Source organism: Myxococcus virescens, assembly GCF_900101905.1.
In the GTDB taxonomy this organism is placed as follows: Bacteria; Myxococcota; Myxococcia; order Myxococcales; family Myxococcaceae; genus Myxococcus; species Myxococcus virescens.
Genome location: NZ_FNAJ01000005.1, coordinates 447,802 through 474,049, shown reverse-complemented (window position 1 = coordinate 474,049; position 26,248 = coordinate 447,802). Strand labels below are relative to the sequence as shown.

The window sequence follows — 26,248 nt, the reverse complement described above, 5'->3', positions numbered from 1 at the left end:
GAACATGCAGCCCGTCAATGAAACCGGGTGGCCGGAGTCGCTCCGGTCCCTCTATGAGACGGTGACGGGGACGCCCGCGGCGGAGGCCATGGCCGCGTCCACCCAGTGGCGCGAGTCCTTCGCGGCCTGGGTGCGAGGCGCTTCGCTGGATGAGCGCACCCAGGCGCAAGCGGCGGCCTGGAGCCGCCTGGACGAGGGCGAGCGGACCCTCGGCGAGCTGTTGTTCCTGCTCTCGTCATGCAGTGAGTTGCTGTGGCCCTACGCCGTGCCGCCCCGGGGCCTGCTGCCGCGCTTGATGGCGCGGCAGGAGACGATGCTGGCCGCGTTGCTGGAGGTGGGAGACGCGGACACGGCCGCGCGGGTGCGGCGTGAGACGGAGGCCACCGTCACCACGGTGCTGACGCGCATCCTGAAGCGGCACCCGGACGCGCTCCAGTCCCTCGTCGGCGACGCGCCGTGTACCTTCGACGGCCGGGCCCTGCGCTTCCACGGCGCGGTGGAGGTGGACCTCCGTCAGGTGTTGGGCACCGGCGCGAAGTCCGTCGCGCTGCTGGAGCAACTGCGCGCGCTGATGCCGGCGACGGCGGCGGACGGGCGCGACCGGTTGGCGGAGTTCATCCGGACACGGGCGGCGCGTCTGCCGTGGCGGGAAGCTTCGGAGGTCCTGGCCGAGCGCCTCTTCTCGTTGGCGACGTCGCCGGACGGCCGCAGCGGCATGAGTGGCTTCCTGGCGTGCTACCCCGGTGGACGCAAGGAGCCGGACTGGTGCGCTCGGGCGGGGCTCTTGCTGTCGCGCACGCTGGAGGTCGGCGGTCCTCCCGAGGTGGTGGAGAACCTGTGCGAGCTGCTGGCGCGCTTCGATGCGCCACCGGTGGACGGCCTGCGCGGGGCGCTGGGCGCTTTGGTGAACGGCGACTTCGAGGCCTCGGCGGACCTGGGCCCCGTGCGCTTCGTGCTCGACCACTGCCAGGCCACGCTGCGCAAGGGCGAGCCGGGTCTGGTGCTCACGCTGCTGTGGCTGGAGGAGCGGTTGTTCCGCGCCGCCGTGCGCAAGGGCGCGCCAGATGCCTTCGACCGCCGCAAGCGCGCGCTGTCGAAGCTCAAGCCGGGGGCGCCGGGATTCGACCAGCTCCACTGGCTGGCGGAAGAATGTGCCGAGCTGTGGCCTCGCTTCATGCCCGGTGCCGTGCGGCCCGGTCTGGATGAGCTGGCGGCGTGGCGTCAGGAAGTCGCCGACCGCGTGGGGCGCAAGCCCGTGCTGCGCAAGGCGGCCATCGAGTTCTTCCTCTGGTGCGCGCCGGATGCCGCTTCGTCCGAGGCGGAGCTCACGGTGCTGGCGCTGGTGCGCACCGCGACCGACCGGAGACAGGTGAAGCGGTTGAAGGAGCACCCGTCGTCACGCGTTCGCCTCCGCGTCCGGACGCTCCAGTCCTGGTTCCAGGGCCCGTCGGCGAAGGGGAAGCCGGGCGCCCCCGTGGAGCCTTCGCAGGCTTCGGGCCCCGCGACGTTGACGGAGGCGTTGCGGCACCTGCATGTGACGCGCGCGGTGCCGCTCGGAGGCCGGACGTGGCTGCGCGACCGGGACCTGGAGGAGCTGTTGCTGGGCGCCTTCGGTCGAGTGGAGGCGGAGTTCTCGTCTCGCTATCCGGAGCGCTTCCGTGAGGACACCGAGACGCTGGCGGCGGACCTGCTCGAAGCACTGCGCGCCGAGCTGGCGCGAGTGAAGGCGGATGTCGCCGCGTTGATGGCCCAGGGGCAGCCCTCGCCGTGGGAGCTGTCGATGACGGTCCGGCGCCGCGAACCGGAGCCCGTGCCCGTGTCGGAGCCCGAGCTTGTCCCGGTGGACGGCGAGGCGGCTCCGGACGCCGTCCCTCCGCCTTTGGCCGCCGCGCGGCTGGGGGTGGAGGTGGCTTTCGTCCTCGACGTGGCGGTGGGCGACTTCCTGCGCACGCGGCGCGTGGTGTCCGTGCAGGTGGTGAAGCTCGAACAGCGCGGAGAAGGTCAGTGGCTGCCCGCCTTCCGGCTGGGCCGGGAGCACCTGGACGCGCAGTTGCTGCGGACCGATGCCGCGTTCTGCCTGTTCCTGGCGCCTCCGTTTCCTCGGGCCGAGTGCTGGGTGGTCCCGTCGCGAACGGTGCGCGCGATGATGGAATCACAGCGCTCGCTGTCGGGTGTGCCGCGAGACGGGGTGCAGCGGGTGGCGCGCTCGCTGTCCCACTGGCTGTTGGGCGACCTCATCGGCCTGTGGACGGGGGACGAACGCCCGGAGTCGTTTGCCCGGCTGTCTCGCGCGGAGGACGGACCGGACTTCGTCGTCGAATGGGGCCTTCGGTAGGTCAAGTGGCCACTGGGCCCGCTGGCGTGGCGTCCACGGTGATAGCGTTCATCCCTTATGAGTCACACCGAGCGACCCCAGGGGGCGGGCCGTCCAGCCGAAGGGCCTGATTCCGTCCAGCAGACGCGGCCCACAGGGACAGGAAGGCCCGGGACCTCGGGCGCTGTTCGCCGCTTCCGATTCACCGTCCTCGAAGGTCCGCAGCCTGGGCAGTCCAAGGACAGCAACGCGGACACGTTCTCCATCGGCTCGCATGGGCTCAACGACTTCGTCATCGAGGAGCCCACCGTCTCGCGCTTCCACTGCGAGGTGAAGGTCGACCACGACGGCGCCCGCCTGCGGGATTTGGACAGCCGAAACGGCACGGTGCTCGACGGCGTCCACGTGCGCGACGCGTACCTTCGTGGTGGCAGCATCCTGCGCCTGGGCCGGGTGAGCGTCCGGTTCGACTTCAGCCCGGAGACGAACCGGCTGCTCATCTCCGACCGCACGACGTTCGGTGAGCTGGTGGGTTCGTCGCCCGTGACGCGTGCCAGCTTCGCCCTCATGGAGCGAGCCGCCGCGAGCGACGCGACGGTGTTGCTGGAGGGGGAGACGGGCACGGGCAAGAGCCGCGCGGCCTTCGCCATCCATCAGGCCAGCGCTCGGGCCTCGGGGCCCTTCCTCACCGTGGACTGCGGTGCCATTCCCGGCAACCTGCTGGAGAGCGAGCTGTTCGGCCATGAGAAGGGCTCCTTCACCGGCGCCATCCAGCGCCGCGTCGGCGCCTTCGAGGAGGCGGACGGCGGCACCATCTTCCTGGACGAGATTGGCGAGCTGCCCGCGGAGCTGCAGCCGAAGCTGCTGCGCGTCCTGGAGAACAAGGAGATTCGCCGGCTGGGCGCCAACGGGTACCAGCCCGTCAACGTGCGCGTCATCGCCGCCACGCACCGGGACCTGCGCGCCGAGGTGAACGCGGCGCGCTTCCGCTCCGACCTGTTCTTTCGCCTCGCGGTGGTGCGCATCATCATCCCCGCGCTGCGGGAGCGGCCCGAGGACATCCCCCTCATCGCGGAGCGAATCCTCACGGCCTTCGGGGCCGGCTCCGAGCAGCTCGCGGCGCTGAGCACGCCGGAGTTCATCGCGCAGCTCCAGCACGCCGCGTGGCCGGGGAACGTGCGCGAGCTGCGCAACCACCTGGAGCGTTGCCTCGTCTTCCAGGACGCGATGCCGCCGGACGCCGAGGAGGTGAGCGCGCAAGCGGTGCTGCGCAGTCTGGTGGACCCGAAGCAGCCCTACGCGGAGGCCCGTCGCCGCGCGCTGGAGGTCTTCGAGCGCGAGTATCTGGATGCGCTCCTCAAGCTCCACGGAGGCAAGGTGTCGCAGGCCGCCACCGCCGCGGACATGGACCGCGTGTACCTGTACCGCCTGCTGCGCCGGCACCGGCTGCGGACGTAGCCCGCTCAGCGGCTGGCGAGTGCATCCGACAGCAGGACCTCGCCCGCCGTGCCTCCCGAAGCCCAGGACTCCAGGCCCAGCAACTCCCCCCCCGCCAACCGCGGGAGGCCCTGGGCGTCCGTGCTCAGCTCACACAGGGCCGCGTGCGCATAGACGCGGACTTCCACGCGGTCACCCGCGGCCTCACACGCTTGCCGCAACAGCGCGTCCGCCACCTGGCGCGCTTCCACCAGGGCAGGGACGCGGGCCTCGGCGGCGGGAGGCAGTGACTTCCACGCGAGCACGGCGTTGCCGCTCTCCAGGGCGAGCATCCAGCCACGGGTCTCCAGTTCGGTGAGCGTCGCGTCCAGCGTGGCGTCCCTGGCATCCAGGTCCGCGTCGGTGGGCTCGTCCAGGGCCATCGGGAAGCGGAGGTCCACATAGACAGCCACGGCCCACGTCTCATCCGGCGTGGGCGCCAGCGCCGCGCGCAGGGCATCGAGGAAGGCGGGCACGTCCGGCCAGCGGTCCCCAGGGGCCTTCGCGAGACACCGTTGGACCACGGCGTCCAGTGCTGGCGGAGCGTGCACCCGTTCGTCCAGGTGCGGTGGCGGCGCATGGAGGTGCTGCTCCTCGACCTCCACCACGCTGGTGCCCTCGAAAGGCAGGCTCCCGGTGAGGAGTTGGTAGAGCAGCACGCCCATCGCGTACAGGTCGGCGCGTGCGTCCAGGGCCTGCCCTCGAATCTGCTCGGGGGCCATGGACACGGGCGTGCCGAGCACGGCGCCGCCGGACGTCAGGCCGGCGAGCCCTTCCGGTGGCTCCACGCGGGCGATGCCGAAGTCCACCAGCTTCACCGTGAAGCCCTCCGCCAGGGGGAGGACCATCACGTTCTGGGCTTTGAGGTCCCGGTGCAGGATGCCTCGGCCATGAGCGAAGTGCAGCGCGGTGCCCAGCTCCTCCATCACCGTCAGCGCCTCCGCGAGGGAGAAGGGGCCTCGGTGCGTGAGCCACTGGTCCACGCTTTCGCCCTCCAGCCATTCCATGGCCAGCCAGGGGCGTCCGTCGCGAAGGTCGCCGTGCTCGAGCACCTCCACGATGTGGGGATGGCGCAGCGCCCGGAGCGTGTCCGCTTCCTGCTGGAAGCGGCGGAGCACGTTGGTGACGTGGTTGAACTCGGCACGCACCACCTTCACCGCGGCGGGAGCCCGGGTGGACAGGTGCGACGCGCGATAGAGCCACGCGGTCACGCCTGCGTGGACGCGTGACTCGATGACCCAGTCGCCCACCAGCGCTCCAGGTTCCAGCTCGTCTCCGTAGAGCGATATGGCGTGTTCGCGTGGGGGCCCATCGGCCATGGGACGTCCCTCCGTGCCGTTGCTGCGACACCCCGTGCTAACACGGTTCTCGGTCCCGGCACTGGGCGTGGCCGTCCCGCTAGGGGCTTTCGGCCGGGGCCACCAGCGCGCGGACGCGGTCCGTCCACAGGGGCGCTTCGCGTGCGGTCTCCTCGACCTCCGCGACCCGAGCCCGCAGCGTCACCGTGTCTCCGGCCTTGCGAGCCGCGCGTGCCGCCCAGACGAGAATCTCCAGCCGCTCATCAGGCGTGGCCAGCCGGCGGGACGCTTCCACCAGGTGGGCCCAGGCATCGGCGCCGTAGGGAAGGGCGTCTCGAGCCTCGTTCACGACGCGCCGGACCACGGACAGCATCAGCGCGTCCGAAGGTGACAGACGCTGCCGCGTGTCCGGCTCCTCGAGCCAGGCGAGCTGACGTGCGACTTCGGGCAGGTCTCCCAGTTCGCAGCACAGGCGCGCCACCAGCAGGGCATCCTGGGCCATGGACCGGGGGAAGAAGCGCTGGCTGAGCACGCCGGCCCGCCGCGCCAGGGGCAAGGCCTCCACGGCCCGGCCCTGGTAGCCGAGCAGCAGCGCCAGGTTGAAGGCGGAGGTCCGTTCAATCTGCACGTTGCCCAGCTCGCGTCCCAGGGTCACCGCGCGCTCCAGGTCCGCGTGAGCGCTCGCCGCGTCCCGGCGCTGGACATGCAGCACCATCCGGTTGTTGAGGGCCACGCCCAGGTGCAGGGTGTCGCCGGTCGCCTCGCACAGGGCGATGGCTTCGTCGAAGCGGCGCGAGGCTTCGTCCAGCCGGTCGGTCCACGCCAGCATCGCGCCCAGCATGGCCAGGGCGATGGCCTCCGTCTCCGAGTCCTCTCCGGACCGTGCGGCCTCCACGGCTCGCTCCAGGGCGGGCACAGCCCCAGTGATGTCCTCCCGCCGTACGAGGACGCGCGCCTGGGCCAGGGCATGGCGCGCGGCCAGCTCCGAGGGGACCGCGTCCTTCAGGCAGTGCAGGGCCTGCTCCAGCAGCGCGGTGGAGCCCACCGCGTCGTCCTGCCAGTCGAGGGCGGTGGCTTCCTCCAGCAGCAAGTCCGCCTCGCGCACCACATCGCGGTGGGCCTCGGCCAGCAGGCGGGCGGCGCGCAGGTCTTCCACGGCGTCGTCGATGCGCTGGAGGCGGTAGCGCACGCGTCCTCGTCCCGACAGCAGCTCCAGCCGGACGGCCTCTTCGGTGCGCGGCACCAGCGACAGGGCGGCCGAGTAGTGCCGTTCCGCCTCCAGGAGCCGGTGCGCGTGGCGAGCGGATTCGGCCAGGTTCCAGTGGAGGGCCGTGGCTTGGAGGGAATCTCCGGCGGACTCGGCCAGACGTGCCCTTCGGGCGGTGGGCGTCGCGGGCAGGGCGCGCAAGGCGGCCGTGCAGATGCGCCGCTTCAGTGGCGGAGGGAGCAGGGCGGTGAAGGCTTCGCGCAGGGTGGTGTGCTCGAAGCGCCAGCGTCGCGGCCCTCGGGGCTCCAGCATGCCCGCGCGTGCCAGCCGCTCCATCGCGACGCCCGGGTCCAGCGACAGGTCCAGGTCCGCGTCTGCCTCCAGATGGGCGAGCGTGGCGGTGAGCTCCTCCAGCCGCACGTCGTCTCCCAGGAGTGCCGCGACCTGGAGCGGGGCGCGCATGCCAGGGGGCAGGCCCGAGAGGCTTCGTTCTGCGAGCCGTTCATCCGCGCCCGGGCGGTCCGGGGCCAGCCCGTTCAGGGCGTCCGCGGCGAGGTAGCCACCTCCATCCGGACGGGTGCGGATGGCGCCCGCGCCTCGGAGGGCACGCACCGTCTCCAGCATGCGCAGCGGTGAGCCACCGCAGCGGTCCACCAGCTCTCTCAACACACCTTCGGCAATCAGGTCTACGGGGCGCAGCCACTGGCGAAGCAGCTCGCGCGCATCGTGTTCCGGAAGGGGAGGAAGCTCTCGCTGTTCGGCGTCTCGTGCGCGTTCTCCCAGGTAGGGGCGCAGGCCCAGCAGCCGGTGCCGGCCGGCGAGCACCACGCACAGGGGCGCCCCCTCGCCAGAGAGCGTCGCCAGTTCCAGTGCATCCAGGGCCGTGGGGTCCAGCGTGTGCGCGTCATCGACCAGCAGAACCAGGGGCTGAGCGGCCGCGAGCCGCCACAGATGCGCTGCGATGGCCCTCGCCACCAGTTGCCTGCGCGCCGCCGGGTGCACGGTGGCCACATCCACCGGGGGACGCGCGTCCGCGAGCAGCCGGCGCAGCGCCTCATCCGAGGGTGTCTGGGATGGCAGGCCAAGGACGGTGTTGATGAGGCTTCGCAGCCCGCTCTCGCTCGCGCTCCCTTCATCCGGGAGCGCCTCGACGAAGCGCACGGAGACGCCGGGCATGCCCTCCAGCTCGCTCCGCCACGTCGTGAGCAGGCGCGTCTTGCCCTGGCCCTCTTCCGCCAGCAGGGTGCGCAGCACGGGCGCACCGTGTGTCTGCACGCGCGACAGGGCTTCGCGCAGCCACTGTCGTTCCGTGTCCCGGCCCAGGAGGACGTCAGGCGATGTCAGCGCATCCCCATGCGGCGTGCTGGAGGGCAGGTCGCCCAGGTGGGCCCGGGCGCTGGCCGTCAGTGCGACCGTCTCAGGGGTGGAGACGGATTCAAACGATGGCCACCACCGCTCGGGCCGCTCCACCGCCGCGCCACCCACCGTCAAGCGACCTGCACGCTCACGAACGCGCAGCGGTGCGCAATGAAGCGCGAGCGTCGCGTTTGGGGGCAGGGCGGCTTTCAGCACCTCTGCGGCCCGGAGCGCCGCGCGCAGCCCGGCTTCCACCGCCGCTTCGTGGGGGAACGCGAAGAGGCAGAGGCCTGGCTCCACGCGCGCGAGGATGACGCCGCTTCCGGCGAGGGAGGCCTGCAAGGCCGGTGCATCCAGTGAGGACTTCACACCGAGGACCGCCACGTCGCGCGTGGCCCGGCTGGTGTCTGGGGTGGGGGCGGTTGAAGGGCCCGTGTCCGTCCGTGGCGCCTCCGTGGCGTGGCGCGGGTTCTCCGCCAGGGCCCCGGACACCGCATGGGTGCCCAGCGCATGGCCAGCGCCCTGAAGCTCGCGCAACTCCTCCGCCAGCGACCGCGCACTGTCTCCCCGGTCCTCGGGCACCTTGGCCAGCAGCCGCTGCACCAATGTCTCCACCGCCGCGGGCACCGGCCAAGGCGCGAGCGTCCGCATCGCCGGAGGCCGCCGCGAGACATGCGCCTGGAGCACCGCTGCCGCCTCTCCGACAAAGGGAGGCCGGCCACACAGCAACTCAAAGAACAGGACCCCAAGCCCATACAGGTCCGCGCGCGCGTCGATGTATCGCGCGTCCCGGCACTGCTCGGGTGACATGTACTCATGGGTTCCCAGCCGCTGACCCGTGCGGGTGAGCCCTGGCGAGAGTCCCTCCCCATCATCCTGGGCCGTCAGCCGCGCGAGCCCGAAGTCCAGCAGGACGAGCCGCCCTTCGGACAGCACGACGTTTTCCGGCTTCAGGTCCCGGTGCACCACGCCCGCCGCATGGACCTGGGCCAGCGCCTCCGCCAGGGCTCGCATCAACGGGGCCGCATCGGCCCAGGGCAGGGCACCGGCGCCCGGCAGCTTCGCCAAGCGCCGAGCCAGCGTCGGGCCCTCGATGCGCTCCATGATGACCACCCGCTCACCGGCGCGGGTCGTGGCCTCACCCAGCAGCCGCGGCACGGCGGGGGGGCCGATGCGGCGCAGGGCCTCCAACTCCCGCCCCAGCCGTTCGCCCGCGAGCGGTTCCAGCACCTTCAGCGCGACGTCCAGCCCATCCACCTCACGCCGCGCGGCGAACACCCGTCCAAACCCACCGCGCCCCAAGGGCGCTCCCAGGACATAGCCCGCCACATCCGGAGGCTCCGGCAAGGAGCCTGGGGCACGCGCTTCGACCGGGCCGTGGCGAGGACAGCGCTCGGCCACGCGGCGATGGCAGGTGGGGCAGCGCATGGGCGTGGGAGCTCGGGGCCGTGAGCTTGGACGGCCACGCCCGGACGTCAGTCACTCATCTCCGGCAGCTCGGGCAGCACATCCGGGTCCAGCTTCAGAATCACACACAGGCGCGTCAGGGTGGGAATGGTCGGCACCATCACCCCTCGTTCCACCCGAGCGAGCACTTCCACGGGGATTTCCAGTTGCTCGGCGACCTCCTCCATGCCGAGCCCCGCCTGCTGGCGGGCGGCCTTCAGTGCCGCTCCGAGCACCTCGGCCCTTTCCCTACGACTCGTCGTCATGGGCCGAGCATGACGCCTTCTCGCGTTCCCGTCATCCAATTCACCACATGCCGGTGCGCTGGCGCACGGACCCGAACATTGCCCGGGGGGCGGGCGGCCGGGGCAAGCCTCCCGGGCGTCCGCGGCGACTGTGTGGCCCAGGGGGAGGGTGGCCAGGTTGTCCGGACGTGCGCAGGCTGGGCGACTGGGGTTGCGGCATTGGCGCCGGGCGGGGGGTGTGTTAGTTCGCCCCTCCCCCCGGTGTCCCCGCCAGAAAGAGGAGAAGCGAATGGCCCGCCGTCAGGTCCGTGTCGTCGGTGCGATGCTCCAGAATGAGCAGGGGCGCTACCTCATCACCCAGCGCCCCCCCACCGCGTCACTGCCCCTGCTGTGGGAGTTCCCCGGCGGGCGCGTGGAGGAGGGTGAAGAGGACGCCGAGGCCCTTGCCCGGGAAATCCAGGAAGAGACGGGCGTGGAGGTGGACGTGCTGGGTCAGGCCATGCACACCCACCACGAGTACCCCAACTACGACATCGACTTCCGCGTCTTCCACTGTCGGCTCTCGCGGCCGACAGAGGAAATCCAACACCTGCGCGTGCATGACCACCGCTGGGTGACGCTGGAGGAGATGTCCGCGTACCGCTTCCCGGACGCGGATGCCAAGACGTTGGCGAAGCTGCTCGACCTGGACAGCTGACGTGCCGTGCCGTCTCCTCCTGGCGTTGCTGGCCGGAGTGCTGGGCGCGTGCTCCCGCTCCAAGCCGCCGCCCGCGCCGCCTCCACCCGAGGCGACGAACCAGGTCCCTGCCCAGGGCGTGCCGGGGTGCACGCTCTACGGCGAGCCTCAGCGGTCCGGCACCGTGCCCGACGAGCTGCCCGAGCTCTCCGGCCTGGCCGCCAGCCAGCGCCACCCGGGGGCCTTCTGGGCGCACAACGACTCCGGCAACGGCTTCGAGCTGTTCGCGATGGACGCGAAGGGCGCCATCCTCGCCCGGCTGACGCTCACCGGGGCCACCCCTCGCGACATCGAGGACGTCACGGTGGGGCCCTGCGCCCCGGGGGCGTCGCGCGGCTGCGTCTATCTCGCGGACATCGGTGACAACTTCGCGCGCCGGGAGCAGGTGCGGCTCTACCGGCTGCCAGAGCCGGAGGCGCTCGAGGACGCCACGGTGCCGGTGGAGGTGCTGTCCTTCATGTACCCGGACGGGCCCCGCGACGCGGAGTCGGTTATCATCGACGCCCGCTCTGGCCGGTTGGCCGTCATCACCAAGACGCTGGACTCCCTGGGGGATGTCTTCGCGCTGGATGGGCTGAGCGCGGAGACCCCCATCCAGGCCCGGAAGCTGGGGACGCTGACGGCGCCGCTCGGGATGGACCGGGCCACCACCGCGGCCTCCCTGCATTCTTCCGGTGAGCGGCTGCTGCTGCGCACCTACTCGCGCGCGTACGAGCTGCGCCGCCCCGACGCCGCGCGGCTGGAGGACCTGCTGCAAGGACAGCTCGTCGAGGTTCCGAGCGGGAGCCAGGCCCAGGCAGAAGCCATCACCTTCGTGCAAGACGGCAACGGCTATTTGTTGGGCACGGAGTTCACTGGCCAACCCTTGTGGTTGATCGGGTGTCGCTGATCCGCCGCAAGGGCCCGCACATGCCGTGAAGCCCGCCTGGCGGGTTGACGGTATGGCAACGGTGAACATCTTTGGCCCGCCAGGGAAGACGCCTCGCGGTCACTGTGTCCGCGTGGGCGGGGGAGGGGGAGGGTCGAGCGTGCCGACGATGAAGCCACAGGATTTGCCGCCTGGGATGGGCCCACGCGGAAAGAAGACAGACAAGCCAACGCCAACGGGGAAGGGGTTCAAGTTCGGCTCACCGTTGGGCTACATCCTGTTGCTCGTCCTGGGCTTCCTGCTGTTCCGCAACGTCTTCCAGGACGCGGGCGTGCGGCGCGTGAGCTACAGCCAGTTCCGCGACGGGGTGGAAGCCGGGAACTTCAGCCGGGTCCAGATTTCGAACGAGTGGGTGAAGGGCTTCCTCAAGGACACGGCACAGCCGCCTCCTCCTCCGGCAGACGGGGAGCGCACGCTGCGCGGCGAGCCGAGCGCCCTGCCGTGGATGGCCTACCGCGTCGCCGGTGACGAGGGGCTGGTGCCGTTGCTGGAGCAGAAGGGCATCCAGTTCGAGGCCGTGCCGCAGTCAGGGCTGGGCGAGGCGCTGTGGATATGGCTGTTGCCCCTGGGCCTCTTCTTCCTCTTCTGGAGCTTCATGATGCGCCGGGTGGCCGGCGGCATGGGCCAGGGCCCGCAGAGCGTCATGAGCTTCGGGAAGACGCGCGCCAAGGTGCAGGCCGAGGCCGATACCGGCGTGGGCTTCAAGGACGTGGCGGGCGTGGACGAGGCGGTCGACGAGCTGCGTGAAATCGTCGAGTTCCTCAAGACGCCCGAGAAGTTCCGCCGCCTGGGCGGGCGCATCCCCAAAGGGGTGCTGCTGGTGGGCCCTCCGGGTACGGGCAAGACGCTGCTGGCGCGAGCCGTTGCGGGGGAAGCGGGCGTCCCCTTCTTCAGCCTGTCGGGCTCCGAGTTCGTGGAGATGTTCGTCGGCGTGGGCGCCGCGCGAGTCCGCGACTTGTTCGCCCAGGCCACGTCGAAGGCGCCGTGCATCATCTTCATCGACGAGCTGGACGCCATTGGCAAGAGCCGCAACTCGGGCGTGGCCGGTGGACATGACGAGCGTGAGCAGACGCTCAACCAGCTGCTCGCGGAGATGGACGGCTTCGACAGCCGCGCGGGGCTCATCATCCTGGCGGCCACCAACCGTCCGGAGATCCTGGACAGCGCGTTGATGCGTCCGGGCCGCTTCGACCGGCAGGTGCTGGTGGACCGGCCGGACAAGCGGGGCCGCGAGCGCGTGCTGGAGATTCACGCCAAGGGCGTGAAGTTGGGACCGGACGTGGACCTCAAGGCCATTGCCTCGCGCACCCCGGGCTTCGCGGGCGCGGACCTGGCCAACGTGGTGAACGAGGCCGCGCTCCTGGCCGCGCGCCGCAACCGCGACGCGGTGATGCGGGCGGACTTCGAGGAAGCCATCGAGCGTGTCGTCGCCGGTCTGGAGAAGAAGAACCGCCGGATGAACGAGCGTGAAAAGGAGATTGTCGCGCACCACGAGGCGGGCCACGCGGTGGTGGGGTGGATGCTGCCTCACGCGGAGCGGGTGACGAAGGTGTCCATCATCCCGCGCGGCCTGGCGGCGCTGGGCTACACCATGTCGCTGCCGCTGGAGGACCGCTATCTCATGTCGCTGGACGAACTGCGCGACAAGATGGCGGGGATGATGGGCGGCCGGGCCGCGGAGGAGATCTTCATTGGGGAAATCTCCACCGGCGCGTCCAACGACATCCGCCAGGCCACGGAAATGGCCCGGATGATGGTGCGGGACTACGGCATGAGCACGCTGGGGCCGGTGGCCCTGAGCGCGGATCATGGCCCGGGCTTCCTCCGCTCGGCGGGCGTGCCGGAGACGCGCAGCTACTCCGAGCAGACGGCGCGGATGATTGACGAGGAGGTGCGCAAGCTCGTCAGTGAAGCGCTCGACAGGGCCCGTCAGGTGCTGACCACCCACAAGGACAGGGCCCAGGCGCTGGCGGCCCGGCTCCTGGCCGTGGAGGTGGTGGAGGAGGACACCATGGTGACGATTCTGGGGCCCAAGGTGTTGGCGCAGCGCGGCCTGCTGCACCCGGAGGCGCGTCAGGTCATCTCCGCGCACCCGGTGGACGTCGGGGGCAATGATGACCAGACGCCGCCCACTCAACACTCGGACGCGCTCGACTCCTGAGGCTTCGGCTGGCTGGGCGCCTGCCCTCCTGCCGTCCCGAAGCCCACCGCCACCGCGACGTCCTGCGGTGGCCGGTGGGCGAAATTATCTTTAGCGGAAAGGAGGCGTCGCCGTGGAGAACAGGATCGGTAAGAGCTACATCGCCCGCAAGGCCCTCTTCGCGAAGGGGCTCAAGGAGGGCCGGCTCACGGTTCAGGAGATTGAGGAGGCCCTGCCGGCGGGAACCCTGACGGCGGCGGAGCGGTGGCTCCTCTATTACTCGCTCCGGGCCGCCCAGGTGGAAATCATCGACGAGGTGACAGGGCAGGTGGACCACGGCTTCATGGCCGAGTCTCCCGCCGCGCCGCAGGAGCACTAGCTCGCTCCCGCGTTGACAGGGGCCGCCTCGCGGTTAGGTTCCGGGCAGCAGTGACTCCCTATCCTCTCGCGCGCGACTGCGCACCCACCATCGCCTCAGGTTAGACATGGCCGGTAACACCCGCACCGACGCAGCCCCCGAAGCCACCCAGCAGCCCCCCTCCGCCAACAGCGAGGGACCTGTTTCCGCCGCCGAGGAGACTTCCTCCCAGCAGCAGGCTCCGGAGGAGCACGCGGCTGCCGGCCAGGACGCGGAGCGGGAGCGGATGGCCGCGGAGCTGGAGACGCTTCGCAAGAAGTTCGACATTGCCGTCCGCGCGGTGCAGGCCGCGGAGAAGGACCGCGAGGAGTTCAAGCAGCGCGTGACGCGGGAGCGTGAGCGCATGCTGGACGTGGAGCGCGGCAACGTGGCCATCACGCTGCTGGAGGCCATTGACGAGTTGGACCGGTGCCTGTCCGTCAGCGCCCAGGACACCTCGCCGCTGGCCGAGGGCGTCCGGATGATCCGTGCCGAGCTCTTGCGCAAGGCGCAGTCCACGGGCATCGAGCGCCTCGAGGTCGTCGGGCAGCCCTTCGACCCGAACACGGCCGATGCGGTCGACATGGAAGTGACCACCACGCCGGACGAGGACCACCGCATCGTCGCCGAGCTGCGTGCGGGCTACCGGCTGAAGGACCGCATCATCCGTCCGGCCCGGGTGAAGGTGGCGAAGTACGTCGCCCCCGTCCAGGCCTGACGCCGCCGTCCAGGGCGCCCCCGTCACTCACGGGAAGGGGGCGCCGGGCCAGGCTGTTGAGTCCGCTCGACCCTGGTCCGCCGTGTAGACTGCCGCTCCGTGCTCTCCCGATTCTTCTCCCTGTGTTTGGTGCTGGCGCTCGTCCCGGTCGCGGCGGCCGCCGAGGGTCCTCTCGACGCGTGGCTTCCCGCGCGGGCCCGGGAGCATGCCGCGTGGTTCGCCGCGCAGGCCGCGGGTGTCGAGGGGCAGACGGGCAGCCTGGGCCTGTGGCGCGAGCGCGCCGAGGGAGACCCGGGCATCCCCCACTTCGTGCCCCCGTCCTCGCTGGCGCCGCTGATCCGCGCGGTGGAGGCGAGCGTCGTCAACATCACCACCGTGGGGCCCCGGGCCGGTGGCTTGGAGGGGATGAAGAAGTCCACCGGCTCCGGCTTCGTGCTGACGCCAGACGGGCTCGTCGTCACCAACAACCACGTGGTGGCCAGCGCGCAGCAGATTGCCGTGCGTCTGGCGGATGGCCGCGAGTTCGCCGCCTCCGTGGTGGGCCGTGACGCCTCCACGGACGTGGCGCTGCTGCGGCTCAGCGGCGTGGACCTGGGCAAGCTGCCCGCCGTCTACCTGGGGGACTCGGACCGGATGGCGGTGGGCGACTGGGTGGTGGCCATTGGCAACCCCTTTGGCCTGGACCACTCCGTGTCCCACGGGATGATCTCCGCCAAGGAGCGCGTGCTGGGCGTGGGCCAGTTCGACGACTTCATCCAGACGGACGCCCTCATCAACCCCGGCAACTCCGGTGGGCCGCTCTTCAACATGAAGGGGGAGGTGGTGGGGGTGAACACCGCCATCATCAGTCAGGGGCAGGGCATTGGTTTCGCGGTCCCCAGCAACCTGGTGAAGGAGCTGCTGCCCAACCTCCGGGAGAACGGCAAGCTGGAGCGTGGGTGGCTGGGCGTCGTCATCAATGATGACGGGAGCCATGGGGGCGGTGAGCGCCAGGCCCCGCTGGTGAAGGACGTCTACAAGGGCAGCCCCGCCGCGGCCGTGGGCATCCGCCCCGGAGACCGGCTGGTGGCGGTGAACGGGCGGCCCATCGGCTCCTACCTGCAGCTGTTGCGCAAGGTGGCGCTGCTGGCGCCGGGCACCGAGGCGCGCCTGTCGCTGACGCGGGGCACCGAGACGCAGGACGTGACGGTGCGGCTGGTGGCGCGCCCCGCGCAGGAGGCCACCGAGGGGCTCATCCAGCGGACGGCCAGCGAGGAGGAGATGGGGCTGGTGATCCGCGACCTCACGCCGGAGGTGGCCGCGCCCCTGGGGGAGACGGCTTGGTCCGGCGTGCTGGTGTCGGGTGTCACGCCGCGCAGCCCGGCGGACTCGGCCGGCCTGCGGGCGGGAGACGTCGTGACGGAAGTGAACCGCCGCCGGGTGAAGGACGTGGCCGGGGTGCGCGCGGCGCTGGGGAAGGGGAGCGCCGGGGTCAGCATCCTCCTGCGGGTGAAGCGGGGCGAGGCGCTCCAGTACATCGCCATCGCCCGGTGAGGTGACGCCCGCCTAGCGCTTCTTGGCGTCCTTGCCGTGGAGCCACAGGCCCATGGCCTGGCCGCTGCGACCCTCGGTGATGAAGATGGCTTCGATGCGCGCCGTCACGCCGTGGCTCTTCCCGCCGCCCTTCTTGGGCAGGGTCCACACGCTCTGCGGGGTGAAGACAATCTGTGCCCGCACCGAGCGCGTGGAGAAGAGGCGGTTGAACATCTGCAGGTTCCACCCCGCCGGCATGTCACCGGTGACGGTGAGGTAGGGGAGGATGGGGTTTCCGTTGCCGTCCGTCTTCTTGGGCGCCCCGTGCGTGAGCGCCGAGCTGCCGCCGGGGAAGAACGGGGTGATGTTGATGCTGTACTCGCCCGTGCCCAGCGAATAGGGCCCCGGGGTGAGCATGGTGGCGTCGTCCTCGGTGACGATCATGTACAGCCGCTTGCCCTGGTACTTCTTCCGGAACGCCTCCGCGTTGGCCTTGCACTGCGAGTCCACGAAGGGGCCGTCGCACGCGCCCACGAACTTTTCCAGGAAGGTCCCCAGCCCGCCCAGCGGCTCGGCTTCGTCTCGCAGCTTGGCGAAGCGAGGGTCCGCGTCTGCCAGGGCGAGCGCGGGCGCGAGGAAGAGGGCGGCGGCGAGGAGGATGCGATTCACGGGCGAGGTCTCCGGGGAACAGGGGGTCAGCCCGGAATCGTGCCATTTCGGAAAGTGTCCGGCACTCGTTACATGGGTGTGCAGGGGTGGATGTAGGTGAAGAACTTGCCTACATGTGGCTACCGTGTAGGTTGCGCCTGTCACCACCTGTTCCGGGAGCTACCCCCATGTTTGAGCGTCCTCACGAGCGCCGTTCCCACCTCCGTTTCGACAAGGTCTTCACCGTCTACCTCACCACCCAGGATGGGATGCTTCGGGGGGTGGGCCGCAACATCAGCGCGCGGGGCATGTTCGTGGAGGTCCGGGACCAGGTGGGCCTGGGCGAGAAGCTGAAGGTGACGTTCGCCGGCGAGGACGGGACGGAGATGACGTGCCTGTGCGAGGTCCGCTACCAGGTGGCCCTGGCCTTCGGGCGCAAGGACGGGCGCGAGGGCAGCAGCCGCGGCGTGGGGCTGCGCATCGTGGCCTATGAGACGCAGGACGACGCGCCCCTCCTGCTGGTGGACCGCGAGCGGGTGATGCACTGACATCCGTCCGGGGCCCGTGAGGGGCTTCGCGGCCTGGCGCTTCCCGGAACAGCAGCGGGGGCCGCCCAAGCCAACCTCGGGGCCCGGCGAAAACGAAAGGGCACGGCCTTCCAGATGGAGGACCGTGCCCTTCGTGTTTCCAGCCGTGGGCGGGTGCCCGCGGCTTCGACTACTGCGAGAAGCCCTCGAGGAGGTAGTGGGCCTCGATGCGCTTGAGCGCCAGAATCATGGCGGCGCAGCGGGTGTCCACCGTCTCACCGATGCAGTACTGGCGGCTGTCGTGCATCTCCGTCTTGCGCGGCTGGTTGCGCGAGATGTCGCGGATGATGCGGTAGTTGCGCTTCATGGCGCGCTCGAGCCGCTGGTCGACCTCGGCCTCGCTCCAGCGCTCCATGCGCTTGTTCTGGATCCACTCGTAGTAGCTCACCGTCACACCGCCGGCGTTGGCGATGATGTCCGGGATGAGCTCGATGCCGCGCTTCTCCAGGATGCGGTCGGCCTCCGGGGTGGTGGGGCCGTTGGCGCCCTCGGCCACCAGCTTGACGCGCAGGCGCTCGGCCACCTCGGCGGTGATTTCGCCGCCCAGGGCCGCGGGGACCAGGATGTCCGCCTGGACGTCCCAGAGGTCCTTCTTCTCGATGCGCTGGGCGCCCGGGAAGCCGAGCACGCTGCGCTTGAGGTTCTTGGGGTCCTGCACGTACGCGGAGAGCGCGGTCACGTCGATGCCGTCACCATTGAAGATGGTGCCGTCGGCGTCGTTCACCGCGAGCAGGCGGGCGCCCATCTGCGACAGGATGTTGGCGGCGTGGCTGCCCACGTTGCCGAAGCCCTGGATGATGAACGTCTTGCCCTTCACGGACTCGCCGCGGTCGGCGTAGTAGTCCTCGATGCAGAAGGCGACGCCCTGGCCGGTGGCCTTGTGGCGGCCCTCGGAGCCGCCGATGCGCACGTCCTTGCCGGTGACGATGCCGCGCAGGTTGTGGCGCTCGCGCTCACCGTCCGAGTACTGGCGGTAGAGCAGGGCCATGATGCCGGGGTTGGTGCCCACGTCCGGCGCCGGGATGTCGATGTCCGGGCCAATCATGCTCTTGAGCCGGTACATGAAGCGCAGGGTGATGGCCTCGATCTCCTCGCGGCCGTACTCGCGCGGGTCGATCTGGATGCCGCCCTTGCCGCCGCCGAACGGAACCTCGGCGATGGCCGTCTTCCAGGTCATCTCCGCGGCCAGGGCCTTGAAGAGGTCCAGGGACACCTCGCGGTGGTAGCGCAGGCCGCCCTTGTAGGGGCCGCGCGCCTGGTTGTGCTGCACGCGGTAGGCCTTGAAGCGCTGCGACTCACCGGGGACCAGTTGGTACACCTTGCCGTCGGGCAGGCGCAGGTGGCCCTGGCGGATGTCCACGTCCGAGCCCAGCAGGGCGCGGCCGTTGAGGATGATGTTGCCGTTGGCCAGCAGCTCCAGGCCTTCCTTGTTGCGGACCTGCGTCTCGGGAAGGTTGGAGAAGGTGCGCGCCTTCTCCTCGGAGAGCGGGACGAGGCGGTCCTTCAGCTTCGCCGTGACGTAGAAGATGTGCTCGTAGTCCGGCTCCTCCAACTCGAGGCGGACGCGCTTGTCCAGCGCGATGAGGTCCGCGGCACGATGGAAGATCTCCATCGCCTCGGTGTAGACGGTGCGCTTGGGCGTAGGGGCCGGGGCACGCATGAAATTCTCTTCGCTGGCCATGACGGGAGATGCTCCTTGTCGCGTCGCCGCTCGTGGGCGAGGCACGTGGGGGTAGCGGGGCCCTTATGTACATAGGCGCTCCGAGACTTCAACCGCGCCAAGCACCCGTCCTCTCCCAAGAATCTGGAGCGATAACGGGCACTTATGTCAACGCGATGTGTCACCTGCGACAGACGCGGTGTGTCATCCGTGTCAGGGTGGTCAATCGTGGGGATGGTTGGAAAACCAACGATGCGGGCGCGCGGAAAATGGGCGGAGTGGCGGGGAGGGTGAGTACTCGCCTTCATTTCTGCTTGCCGGACATGAGCCGCCATGGTACTCCCCGCGCACCTGTCGCGCCGACATAGCTCAGCGGCAGAGCAACTGATTCGTAATCAGTAGGTCCCCAGTTCAATCCTGGGTGTCGGCTCCAAGAAGAGAGAAGGGCTGGTTGCTTCAGGCAACCAGCCCTTTTCCTTTTCCGCCGCGATCAACGCTCGGGCGTTGCTTCAGTCAGGCCGGAGGACGTTCAACTTCGACGTGTTCGCCTGCGTGAGGTGTGGCGGCAGGCGGCGAGTGCTGGCGTACGTGAACGACGCGGGAGGGGTCGGCGTTGTACCCCATGGGGCTGCGCGGCTTCTCCACCCGCTTGGCTCACTGCTCCGGCGGCCCCTGTCAGCGGCACTGCTCGGATCCTCCATTCCGGTCCTCGTTACTTGTAGTCGGCCCACTGCCTGTCATTCGGCGACGAGTTGGTCGAGCGCGTGAACGTCGCGCTCTTCCCCACTGCGTCCGCATAGCCAATGGTCCGGTCCAACGTGCAGCGAAGCGCGTCGTTGCCGTCCACCATCAGGCCTTGGCAGGTCATCAGGTCGCCGAGCTTCAACGAGCCTCCACTGACACTCCAGGTGCCGGTGCGCTTGAACATGCGGGAGAGCGGAATCTCGGCGGTGTAGCCATTGGAGCGCACGGTCCCCGCGCCCTCGGCGTAGTAGAGGATGAAGCTCTTGTCTTGCTTCAGAAAGGCGGTCGCGGCGAACAGGTTGATGCCATCCCGCTGGGCGGGGAACTCCACCGCGCCACCCGGGGCGCCAGCGTATTTCTCATAGGCGAACTGTGCGAAGTACTCGCTCGCGGGTCTGCCATTCACAGTTGTTTCCGTGTCAGTCCCCTCTCCTCCGTTTCCGTTTCCGTTTCCGTCTGGATTGGACGGCTCCGAGTCACCTCCACAAGCAATGAGCAGGGCCCCGAGGGAGAGTCCAACGAGCGCGCACGGCCAACGAATGAACGACGTATTCACAGGATGAGTCCTTTGATGCGAGGGTTTGCTCTCGCGAGCTGCGGCCCTGAACTCGCGACCACAGCAGCGCGAAACTGCCGACGAGCACTCGCGAGCGCTATCGGCCCCCCTGGGACCGCGCATACGGCGAGTTAATTCACGCGAAACATATTACTCGGATGATTTCATACTTTGAGAATCTGGGGGGGGGGAGAAGGCGACTACCGCACGCGCTCGATGCGGTGCTTGCGCCCCTTGATGTGTCCCTCGCTCAATCGAGGATGGGCCATCTTCGCGACGCGCTTGGAGACCGCGACGAAGGCGTGGCGGTCGTGGAGCTCGATCTTGTCCGCGTCCGGCGCGGCCAGTCCACCCGCCTCGCCCGTGAGCGCCCCAAGGATGGTCCGAGCGCGTCACCAGCGAGAGCGCCAGCCCACGCCGCCCCACGTGTCACGTCCGGCCGATGCGATGAACGTACGCCTGGGGGGGCGCACCGGCAGACACATTGTGCTCGTGCTCGACAACGGGGTGCCCTTCAATTCCCGCCTCGCCAGGACTGCCCTCGAGGCGGCGCTCCCCTACGTTCGCGCCTTCCGGCTGCAGAAGTGCACCTCCGAGACGTTCAACTGGATTGAGAACTCCTGGGACTGCCTCAAGAAGACTTACTTCAGCTGGATGCTTACCGCGCAGAGGGCGGCATTCCATCCAAACGCTGTCCGCCTCCTGCGGAGGCTGCGTCGCTCAGGACGGATGGGACACCTGGCGCTTCGGGTACCCCCTGAGCGGATTCACGCTCTCTGGCTTAGTGCTGCGAAAGTCAGGATAGATCTTGTGAATTGGGTAGGTCTCATAGAGCGAACAACCTACCAGGGGTGTGGTGGGGCAATCCACTCTTCGATAGGTGGCGCCTTAAGGACAGTGCAACCTGAGAGGTGTGTAGGTTGACTTAGGATTTCAGTGGTAGGATGCTGCTGCGCGAACTCCACTGGAGTTGTCAGGCCCAAAAGTCAGGCTGCAGCGCGTCCCGAACCCCAGGGCGCCTTCGGGGGATGATATGCGATTGGTTGTGGTGGTGCCGTTGCTGCTTCTTTCGGCGGGGTGTGCGACCACCCGCGTTGTCCATATCGATGCTGGAAATGGTCAGCGACTCGTCCACGAGTCGGTAGATGTTGACCCAGTGGAAGTGAGCGAGGACGAATTCAAGTCTGCCCTCACGCGGCTCATCCTCGACATGCGCATGGATGTTGCGTTCCGAGCGGCTGACGCTGCGGATGAACGAGAATGGGGGCGCTCCTGGACCCTGCTGGCATCCTCGAAGGGCCTTGCTGATTCCGGCTCGGGGAGTTCACCTGAGTCTTTGTACGCGCGCATCTGCCCCGACGCGGACGACTGCTTGACCCTGGTGGGCGGGACGGGGCTGACGTTCTCGCGAAAGGACCGGACGCTCCTGGCGCTGTCCTTCGCGCTCGACACCGTTTGGGCGAGCGTCGAGGCCGAGGTCGGCAAGGTGCTGAACCCGGCGGCGCTCAAGGCCCTGGTGACGTCGGCCGCGCTGACACTGCTCCTCACGCTGGCGTTGCCCGAGCCCGTCACCAAGGTCATCGCGGTAGCTCTGACGGCGGCGATGGTGGCCTACCTGGGCGTGGTGCCTGTCTGGGAGATCGGGCGCGGATTCGTCCGGTTGTGGGATGATGCGGGGACGGCGATGAGCGTCATCGAGCTACAAGACATCGGGCATCGGTTCGGGCGGGTGCTCGGCACGAACGGCACGCGCGTCCTGGTGCTCGTCGTCATGGCGGCGCTTGGAGGAAAGAACGCGATGGCAGCCCAGGGGCCGAGACTCCCGGGTTTCCCTCAGGCCGCGATTCGAGCGCAGGCCGAGGCGGGGTTTCAGCTCGGTGCGGCGATGAATGGCGGCGTCACGTACATCGCACTTCCCGCTGCCGGTGTCCTGAACGTCGCCCTATCACCCGGAGCCGCTGCGGCCCTGCTGATGTACGGGGAGGGGCGGTTCCCTGGCGATGAGACGGGGCCGGTTCACCACATCTGCACGAACAAGAGCCCCATCTCCGACGCGACTGGCGGTCCTTGGACGCCAGAGTGCGAGAGGATTTTCAAGAAGGCCGGGATGACTCTTGAGGACGCTGCAAACAAGGTGCGGCTCAATGGGCACGAGGGTCCTCATCCCGAATTCTATCACAATCAGGTGATGACTCGCCTTGAACGGTCTGTTACGCGTTGCAGAACGACGGAGAGCTGCCGGGCCAGTTTGCTGAAGGAACTCGCGAAGATTGCAGACGAGTTGCTTACTCCGGGCTCAGAATTGCGCAGCTTCATCGTAAAGTAGGAGGGTAGGGTGGAACGGAACTTCTATTGGGTAGGCTTGGCGGACGTGCCTCGATGGCTTGTTGAGACACCCACGCGGACAACCGGCGAAGAGTTCGACGAGCCTTGGATGTTCACAGATGGGTGTGTCCTTGCAGACCCTGGCTCCATCAATTCTAAGATTTCACATCCGGGTACGAAGCGCGCGTTTGTGTTTGGAGGGGTTGAACGCACACCTATCGTCAGCGAAGCACTCGCGAATGTCTTCAGGACACTGGCTCCCGATGACGTCCAACTGTTTCCGGTGTCGATAGAGGGAGAGTCCGAACGGTACTTCGTCGTCAATGCAATCAGGGTGGTTGACGCCATAGACGAGGCACGGTGCCGGGAGGTGCATCACTATGACGAGGGCGACCCTGCCCCTGGATATGAAGGAGAGTACAACTGGATCTACGGACTGCGAATCGACCCCTTGAAGACTGAGGGCGCGCACGTCTTTCGGCTGAAGAAGTTCAAGATCGCCTTCATTGTCTCGGAGGACATCAAGAACGCGCTCGAACGAGTCGGGAACCTGGGCGTGTCGTTCGAGCGCGTGACCGAGGCTCCCGACCTTCATTGACGGTCGGTGCTGAGTGCCGAGCTGGCGACGATTCCGACTTTCAAAATCTAGGGCTTGCCTCCGGTGTCGCGTGTGGCCCCGACTTGAGAGGGCCACACGACGGCGCTCACGAAGCCATCACCCCGGTGCTGCGAGAGAAGACGAGGCCGTCCTTCTGGACTGAGCCGATGCACAGGAAATCGCCGGAATCGAAGCCGACGAGGAGGACTCGCTGGGCGGCATCCCCGAGGAGGCTCGGCCCCATGCGCTGTGCGAGACGCCGGACTGCGAGCGCGGCGTATGCCAGCGCCAGGGGGTATTCGGCATCGTTCCCGAGGCCGTCCTCGCGCCCGTAGGCGAGTTGGTAGATGGAATCGAGGACGGTGGAGCCCGAGACGGGCGTGCCCTTGCCCCACCGCTGCCGAAACAGCCAATCGGGGTCGGTCGCGTCATAGGGGGCCCCGATGAGATGGATGTCCGCTGTCACGCGCCCCTGCACGGTCGGGTTGAAGAGACCAAACCATAGGCCGGTGATGGCCGCTGGCGGCGGCGCTGTCCGCATGATGGTTTCTAGCCATTGCTGGAGTTGCCGGAGGTCGCTCTCCACATCGAGCGCCCGCAGGGCGGACCAGTCTGGATGAGGGCGTGCTGCCTCGCAGAACTGGATGATGTGCAGGAGTGCTTCCGCTACGGAGAGGTCCGACTTCACGACGCGCTCAATCTCTCCGAATAGCTTGCTGTAGTCGTAGGCGGGCATCGAGCGATTCTACGTGTTCCTCCGGCGCGCGTGCGGACACGGCGCCGGAGCAGGTGTCCTCCGCCCGTGTAAGTCCAGACTCACGTCGCCTTGCGACCGACGAGCTGCACCACGGCGGCCCTGCCGGTGTGCAGGGTCCCCTCGCGGACCTCGCGCGTCAGCTCACGGAGCACGGGCAGCTCCAGCCCCGCGAAGTCCTCGCGCAGGGCCTCCGCCGTGTAGAGGAGCTCCTCGACAGGCGGACCGCCCGTGCGGAAGCCCAGCTGAGCGGGCGTGTACGCTTCGAGGAGGACCAGGCCACCGGGGCGGAGGCTCTTCACCAGCGCGCCATGCACCCGCCGCCGCAGGGCGGGGGGCAGGTGACAGAAGATGACGATGGCCGCGTCCCACGCCTCCGGCGCGAAGGTGAAGTGCGCCAGGTCACTGACGCGCGTCTCGATGTTGACGCCGCGCTCGACTGCCAGCTGCTTCGCCTTCTGGAGCCCCACGCTCGACGCGTCCACGGCGGTGACGGCGTGGCCCAGGGAGGCGAGGTAGACGGCGTTGCGGCCCTCGCCCTCACCGAGGCTCAGCACGCGCCCGCCGGGAGGGAGGCGTGAGGCCATCTCCACGAGGAAGTCGTTGGGCTGGGTGCCATAGACATACGCCGGGTGACTGAAGCGTGCGTCCCATTGAGTGGCTGCGTCGGGGGGCTGCTCGGCCATGGTGCTCCTCCTGGAGTTCTGCATGACGTCAGTGGGCATTCTGCGTCGTGCCGGCGCCGGCCCCCAGCCCCAACGCTTCCCGGTTCTTGAAGAAGATGAAGACGCCCATCACGACGAGGAAGCCGGAGAAGGCTGCCTTGAGCGTCGCCTGGGAGACGAAGTGGGACGCCCAGGTGCCCAGCAGGATGCCCACCACGGCGATGGCCGTGAAGATGCCAAGGGAGACCCAGGGCACCTCGACGTGGCCGAGGTAGCCAGCGAAGCCCACGAGGGAGTTGAGGGCGATGACGAGCAGGCTGGTGCCCACCGCCTGCTTCATGGGCAGGCCCACCAGCAGCACCAGCGCCGGGACGATGAGGAAGCCGCCGCCCACGCCGACCAGACCGGTGAGGCCGCCCACTCCGAGGGCGGCCAGGGCCATGAGGGGGAATGACGCCTTCCGGGGCTCGGGCGCCTGCGCGGAGTCCTTCCGGCCATTGCGGAACATGAACACGGCGGAGACGAGCATCACCGTGGCGAAGAGCAGCAGCTGCGTCGTCCCGGAGATGAGCGCGGACAGGCGCGCCCCGGCGTAGGTGCCCGCCATGGCCACCGTCCCGAAGACGAGGGCCGCCTTCCACTGGACGTTGCCCCTGCGCCAGTGGCTCGCCGCACCGAAGAGGCTGGTGACGCCCACCACGGCCAGTCCCATGGCGATGGACTCCTTGGCCCCGAAGCCCAGGACGTACACGAGGATGGGGACGGTGATGATGGAGCCACCACCGCCGAGCAGGCCGAGCGACAGGCCCATGAGCGCCGCGAGGGAGAAGCCGAGAAGGGGCATGGTGTCCGTCCTGTCGCGACGCGCGCTCAGCCTTGGGGCCGCGGCGCGAGCGGGTCGCGCACGGCGAGCATCCCGCCTGCCAGGTTGAAGAGGTGTTTGAAGCCGCCGTGGGCGAGCAGCCGCGCCGCCTGCGCGGAGCGCCCGCCCGAGCGGCAGATGAGCAGCAGCGGCGCCTCGCGCGGCCACGCGCTGGCGGCGGCCTCGAGCGTGCCCAGGGGGACGAGCTCGGCTCCAGGCAGGTGGCCCAGGGGGCCGGTGTACTCGTCCGGCTCGCGCACGTCGATGCGCCGCACCTCGGGGCCGAGCGTGTCGAGCTGCGAGGGCGTGATGTCCTGATAGGGGCGGGGTGTCATGGTCGGGACTCCTGCGAAGAGGTCAGGGCGCTCAAGCCCCTTGGGGTGAGGGTGCCGTGTGTCCACAGGCGCGGTTGGCCGGGACGGCGGCGTCAATCAGCCTGGGCTTGGGCAGGTTGAGGTTCTCCATGATGTGGATGAATTCCTCCCGGCTCTTGCCGGCCACGCGGGGGTTGTGTCGCTTCTCCTCGGCGATGCTCGTCACCGTGCGGCCCTTGTAGTCGTGGCCGGGGTAGACGAGCGTCTCATCGGGGAGGGTGAAGAGGACGCGCGTGAGGCTGTCGTAGAGCTGGCTCGCGTTCCCGTTCTGGAAGTCGGTGCGTCCGTTGCCGCGCACGAGCAGCGCATCCCCGGTGAAGACGCGGTCGCCGAGCAGGTAGCTGATGCTGTCGTCCGTGTGTCCCGGGGTGGCGAGTACCTGGAAGACGAGCTGCCCGACGCGCACCTCGTCCCCGTGGCGGACCTGGACGTTGGCGCAACTGGCGCCGTTCACGCTCCCCACCACTGTGGCCTGCGTGCGCTCCCGCAGTGCACCCGCCGCGGTGATGTGGTCGGCGTGGACGTGGGTGTCGAAGACGTGGGTGAGGGTGAGGTTCAGCTCGGCCACCAGCTGCAGGTCGCGGTCGACCTGCTCCAGCACGGGGTCGATGAGGGCGGCCTGGCGCGTGGCCTCGTCGCCGATGAGGTACGTGTACGTCGAGGACTCGGAATCGAAAAGCTGCCGGAAAATCATGTCGAAGC

The 26,248-nt window shown here is 69.0% G+C and carries 23 protein-coding genes and 1 tRNA gene; 12 read left to right on the top strand and 12 right to left on the bottom strand.

Features of this window, described 5'->3' with window-relative positions; translation table 11 throughout:
* Positions 1 to 4 precede the first annotated feature (4 nt).
* On the top strand, positions 5 to 2,335 hold the full coding sequence (locus tag BLU09_RS17955; protein WP_090490764.1) for a hypothetical protein: 2,331 nt from the start codon (positions 5 to 7) through the stop codon (positions 2,333 to 2,335).
* Between the two features lie 57 nt (positions 2,336 to 2,392).
* The gene (locus BLU09_RS17950) at positions 2,393 to 3,772 is read left to right on the top strand and encodes a sigma 54-interacting transcriptional regulator (RefSeq protein ID WP_090490763.1); all 1,380 of its coding nucleotides are present in this window, start codon (positions 2,393 to 2,395) and stop codon (positions 3,770 to 3,772) included.
* Positions 3,773 to 3,777: 5 nt separating this feature from the next.
* Here BLU09_RS17950 and BLU09_RS17945 read toward each other — a convergent pair whose 3' ends face one another.
* From BLU09_RS17945 to BLU09_RS17935, 3 genes are all read right to left on the bottom strand, one after another.
* Positions 3,778 to 5,109: a serine/threonine-protein kinase gene (locus BLU09_RS17945; protein WP_090490762.1), complete on the bottom strand. Its 1,332-nt coding sequence runs from the start codon at positions 5,107 to 5,109 to the stop codon at positions 3,778 to 3,780.
* 79 nt (positions 5,110 to 5,188) lie between these two features.
* Positions 5,189 to 8,980, bottom strand: coding sequence for a serine/threonine-protein kinase (locus tag BLU09_RS17940; RefSeq protein WP_244171819.1), 3,792 nt, complete (start codon positions 8,978 to 8,980; stop codon positions 5,189 to 5,191).
* Between the two features lie 146 nt (positions 8,981 to 9,126).
* Positions 9,127 to 9,363, bottom strand: coding sequence for a helix-turn-helix domain-containing protein (locus BLU09_RS17935; RefSeq protein WP_013940940.1), 237 nt, complete (start codon positions 9,361 to 9,363; stop codon positions 9,127 to 9,129).
* 268 nt (positions 9,364 to 9,631) lie between these two features.
* Here BLU09_RS17935 and BLU09_RS17930 point away from each other — a divergent pair, with 268 nt between their 5' ends.
* The 6 genes from BLU09_RS17930 (at position 9,632) to BLU09_RS17905 (ending at position 15,794) form a co-directional block, all read left to right on the top strand.
* Positions 9,632 to 10,039, top strand: coding sequence for a (deoxy)nucleoside triphosphate pyrophosphohydrolase (locus tag BLU09_RS17930; RefSeq protein ID WP_090490760.1), 408 nt, complete (start codon positions 9,632 to 9,634; stop codon positions 10,037 to 10,039).
* A gap of 1 nt (position 10,040) precedes the next feature.
* Positions 10,041 to 10,967, top strand: coding sequence for an SdiA-regulated/phytase-like domain-containing protein (locus BLU09_RS17925; RefSeq protein ID WP_090490759.1), 927 nt, complete (start codon positions 10,041 to 10,043; stop codon positions 10,965 to 10,967).
* 175 nt (positions 10,968 to 11,142) lie between these two features.
* A complete protein-coding gene (gene ftsH, locus BLU09_RS17920) occupies positions 11,143 to 13,167 on the top strand; it encodes an ATP-dependent zinc metalloprotease FtsH (protein WP_090490758.1) in 2,025 nt (674 codons plus the stop codon).
* A gap of 112 nt (positions 13,168 to 13,279) precedes the next feature.
* A complete protein-coding gene (locus BLU09_RS17915; protein ID WP_090490757.1) occupies positions 13,280 to 13,525 on the top strand; it encodes an RNA polymerase sigma factor region1.1 domain-containing protein in 246 nt (81 codons plus the stop codon).
* A 106-nt stretch (positions 13,526 to 13,631) separates the two neighbouring features.
* A complete protein-coding gene (locus BLU09_RS17910) occupies positions 13,632 to 14,261 on the top strand; it encodes a nucleotide exchange factor GrpE (protein ID WP_090490756.1) in 630 nt (209 codons plus the stop codon).
* Positions 14,262 to 14,360: 99 nt separating this feature from the next.
* Positions 14,361 to 15,794 (top strand): trypsin-like peptidase domain-containing protein, encoded by a 1,434-nt coding sequence (locus BLU09_RS17905; RefSeq protein ID WP_090490755.1) that lies wholly within the window; start codon positions 14,361 to 14,363, stop codon positions 15,792 to 15,794.
* Between the two features lie 12 nt (positions 15,795 to 15,806).
* Here the strand turns inward: BLU09_RS17905 and BLU09_RS17900 are convergent, their stop codons facing one another.
* Positions 15,807 to 16,442 (bottom strand): DUF6066 family protein, encoded by a 636-nt coding sequence (locus tag BLU09_RS17900; protein WP_090490754.1) that lies wholly within the window; start codon positions 16,440 to 16,442, stop codon positions 15,807 to 15,809.
* Positions 16,443 to 16,609: 167 nt separating this feature from the next.
* On the opposite strand from BLU09_RS17900, the gene BLU09_RS17895 reads away from it, so the two are divergent.
* Positions 16,610 to 16,969, top strand: coding sequence for a PilZ domain-containing protein (locus BLU09_RS17895; protein ID WP_013940932.1), 360 nt, complete (start codon positions 16,610 to 16,612; stop codon positions 16,967 to 16,969).
* A 169-nt stretch (positions 16,970 to 17,138) separates the two neighbouring features.
* Here the strand turns inward: BLU09_RS17895 and BLU09_RS17890 are convergent, their stop codons facing one another.
* A complete protein-coding gene (locus BLU09_RS17890) occupies positions 17,139 to 18,689 on the bottom strand; it encodes a Glu/Leu/Phe/Val family dehydrogenase (protein ID WP_090490753.1) in 1,551 nt (516 codons plus the stop codon).
* A gap of 337 nt (positions 18,690 to 19,026) precedes the next feature.
* On the opposite strand from BLU09_RS17890, the gene BLU09_RS17885 reads away from it, so the two are divergent.
* Positions 19,027 to 19,101 (top strand) — tRNA-Thr (locus BLU09_RS17885).
* A gap of 279 nt (positions 19,102 to 19,380) precedes the next feature.
* On the opposite strand, the gene BLU09_RS17875 is transcribed toward BLU09_RS17885, so the two are convergent.
* Both BLU09_RS17875 and BLU09_RS39405 read right to left on the bottom strand, forming a co-directional pair.
* Positions 19,381 to 19,818 carry a hypothetical protein gene (locus tag BLU09_RS17875; protein WP_090490751.1) on the bottom strand — a complete coding sequence of 146 codons (438 nt, stop codon included), beginning with the start codon at positions 19,816 to 19,818 and terminating at the stop codon, positions 19,381 to 19,383.
* 350 nt (positions 19,819 to 20,168) lie between these two features.
* Positions 20,169 to 20,315, bottom strand: coding sequence for a DbpA RNA binding domain-containing protein (locus BLU09_RS39405; protein ID WP_244171828.1), 147 nt, complete (start codon positions 20,313 to 20,315; stop codon positions 20,169 to 20,171).
* A gap of 686 nt (positions 20,316 to 21,001) precedes the next feature.
* Between BLU09_RS39405 and BLU09_RS17860 the strand changes: the two genes are divergently transcribed.
* Positions 21,002 to 22,294 (top strand): AHH domain-containing protein, encoded by a 1,293-nt coding sequence (locus tag BLU09_RS17860; RefSeq protein WP_090490749.1) that lies wholly within the window; start codon positions 21,002 to 21,004, stop codon positions 22,292 to 22,294.
* A 9-nt stretch (positions 22,295 to 22,303) separates the two neighbouring features.
* Complete coding sequence (locus BLU09_RS17855) at positions 22,304 to 22,891, top strand: imm11 family protein (RefSeq protein WP_244171818.1); 588 nt, start codon at positions 22,304 to 22,306, stop codon at positions 22,889 to 22,891.
* 106 nt (positions 22,892 to 22,997) lie between these two features.
* On the opposite strand, the gene BLU09_RS17850 is transcribed toward BLU09_RS17855, so the two are convergent.
* The 5 genes from BLU09_RS17850 to BLU09_RS17830 all read right to left on the bottom strand — a co-directional run bounded on the left by BLU09_RS17850 (position 22,998) and on the right by BLU09_RS17830 (position 26,240).
* Positions 22,998 to 23,627, bottom strand: coding sequence for a hypothetical protein (locus tag BLU09_RS17850; protein WP_090490747.1), 630 nt, complete (start codon positions 23,625 to 23,627; stop codon positions 22,998 to 23,000).
* Positions 23,628 to 23,707: 80 nt separating this feature from the next.
* A complete protein-coding gene (locus BLU09_RS17845; RefSeq protein WP_090490746.1) occupies positions 23,708 to 24,331 on the bottom strand; it encodes an SAM-dependent methyltransferase in 624 nt (207 codons plus the stop codon).
* Positions 24,332 to 24,359: 28 nt separating this feature from the next.
* Complete coding sequence (locus BLU09_RS17840; protein ID WP_090490745.1) at positions 24,360 to 25,154, bottom strand: sulfite exporter TauE/SafE family protein; 795 nt, start codon at positions 25,152 to 25,154, stop codon at positions 24,360 to 24,362.
* A 26-nt stretch (positions 25,155 to 25,180) separates the two neighbouring features.
* Positions 25,181 to 25,507, bottom strand: coding sequence for a rhodanese-like domain-containing protein (locus tag BLU09_RS17835; protein ID WP_090490744.1), 327 nt, complete (start codon positions 25,505 to 25,507; stop codon positions 25,181 to 25,183).
* Positions 25,508 to 25,538: 31 nt separating this feature from the next.
* Positions 25,539 to 26,240 (bottom strand): MBL fold metallo-hydrolase, encoded by a 702-nt coding sequence (locus BLU09_RS17830; RefSeq protein ID WP_090490743.1) that lies wholly within the window; start codon positions 26,238 to 26,240, stop codon positions 25,539 to 25,541.
* Between the last annotated feature and the right edge of the window lie 8 nt (positions 26,241 to 26,248).

Coding starts and splice junctions, on each gene's coding strand:
- ftsH (WP_090490758.1), top strand. CDS start 11,143: ATGGGCCCACGCGGAAAGAAGACAGACAAGCCAACGCCAACGGGGAAG.
- BLU09_RS17835 (WP_090490744.1), bottom strand. CDS start 25,507: ATGACACCCCGCCCCTATCAGGACATCACGCCCTCGCAGCTCGACACG.
- BLU09_RS17840 (WP_090490745.1), bottom strand. CDS start 25,154: ATGCCCCTTCTCGGCTTCTCCCTCGCGGCGCTCATGGGCCTGTCGCTC.
- BLU09_RS17945 (WP_090490762.1), bottom strand. CDS start 5,109: ATGGCCGATGGGCCCCCACGCGAACACGCCATATCGCTCTACGGAGAC.
- BLU09_RS17935 (WP_013940940.1), bottom strand. CDS start 9,363: ATGACGACGAGTCGTAGGGAAAGGGCCGAGGTGCTCGGAGCGGCACTG.
- BLU09_RS17950 (WP_090490763.1), top strand. CDS start 2,393: ATGAGTCACACCGAGCGACCCCAGGGGGCGGGCCGTCCAGCCGAAGGG.
- BLU09_RS17845 (WP_090490746.1), bottom strand. CDS start 24,331: ATGGCCGAGCAGCCCCCCGACGCAGCCACTCAATGGGACGCACGCTTC.
- BLU09_RS17895 (WP_013940932.1), top strand. CDS start 16,610: ATGTTTGAGCGTCCTCACGAGCGCCGTTCCCACCTCCGTTTCGACAAG.
- BLU09_RS17860 (WP_090490749.1), top strand. CDS start 21,002: ATGCGATTGGTTGTGGTGGTGCCGTTGCTGCTTCTTTCGGCGGGGTGT.
- BLU09_RS17890 (WP_090490753.1), bottom strand. CDS start 18,689: ATGGCCAGCGAAGAGAATTTCATGCGTGCCCCGGCCCCTACGCCCAAG.
- BLU09_RS17830 (WP_090490743.1), bottom strand. CDS start 26,240: ATGATTTTCCGGCAGCTTTTCGATTCCGAGTCCTCGACGTACACGTAC.
- BLU09_RS17955 (WP_090490764.1), top strand. CDS start 5: ATGCAGCCCGTCAATGAAACCGGGTGGCCGGAGTCGCTCCGGTCCCTC.
- BLU09_RS17850 (WP_090490747.1), bottom strand. CDS start 23,627: ATGCCCGCCTACGACTACAGCAAGCTATTCGGAGAGATTGAGCGCGTC.
- BLU09_RS17930 (WP_090490760.1), top strand. CDS start 9,632: ATGGCCCGCCGTCAGGTCCGTGTCGTCGGTGCGATGCTCCAGAATGAG.
- BLU09_RS17910 (WP_090490756.1), top strand. CDS start 13,632: ATGGCCGGTAACACCCGCACCGACGCAGCCCCCGAAGCCACCCAGCAG.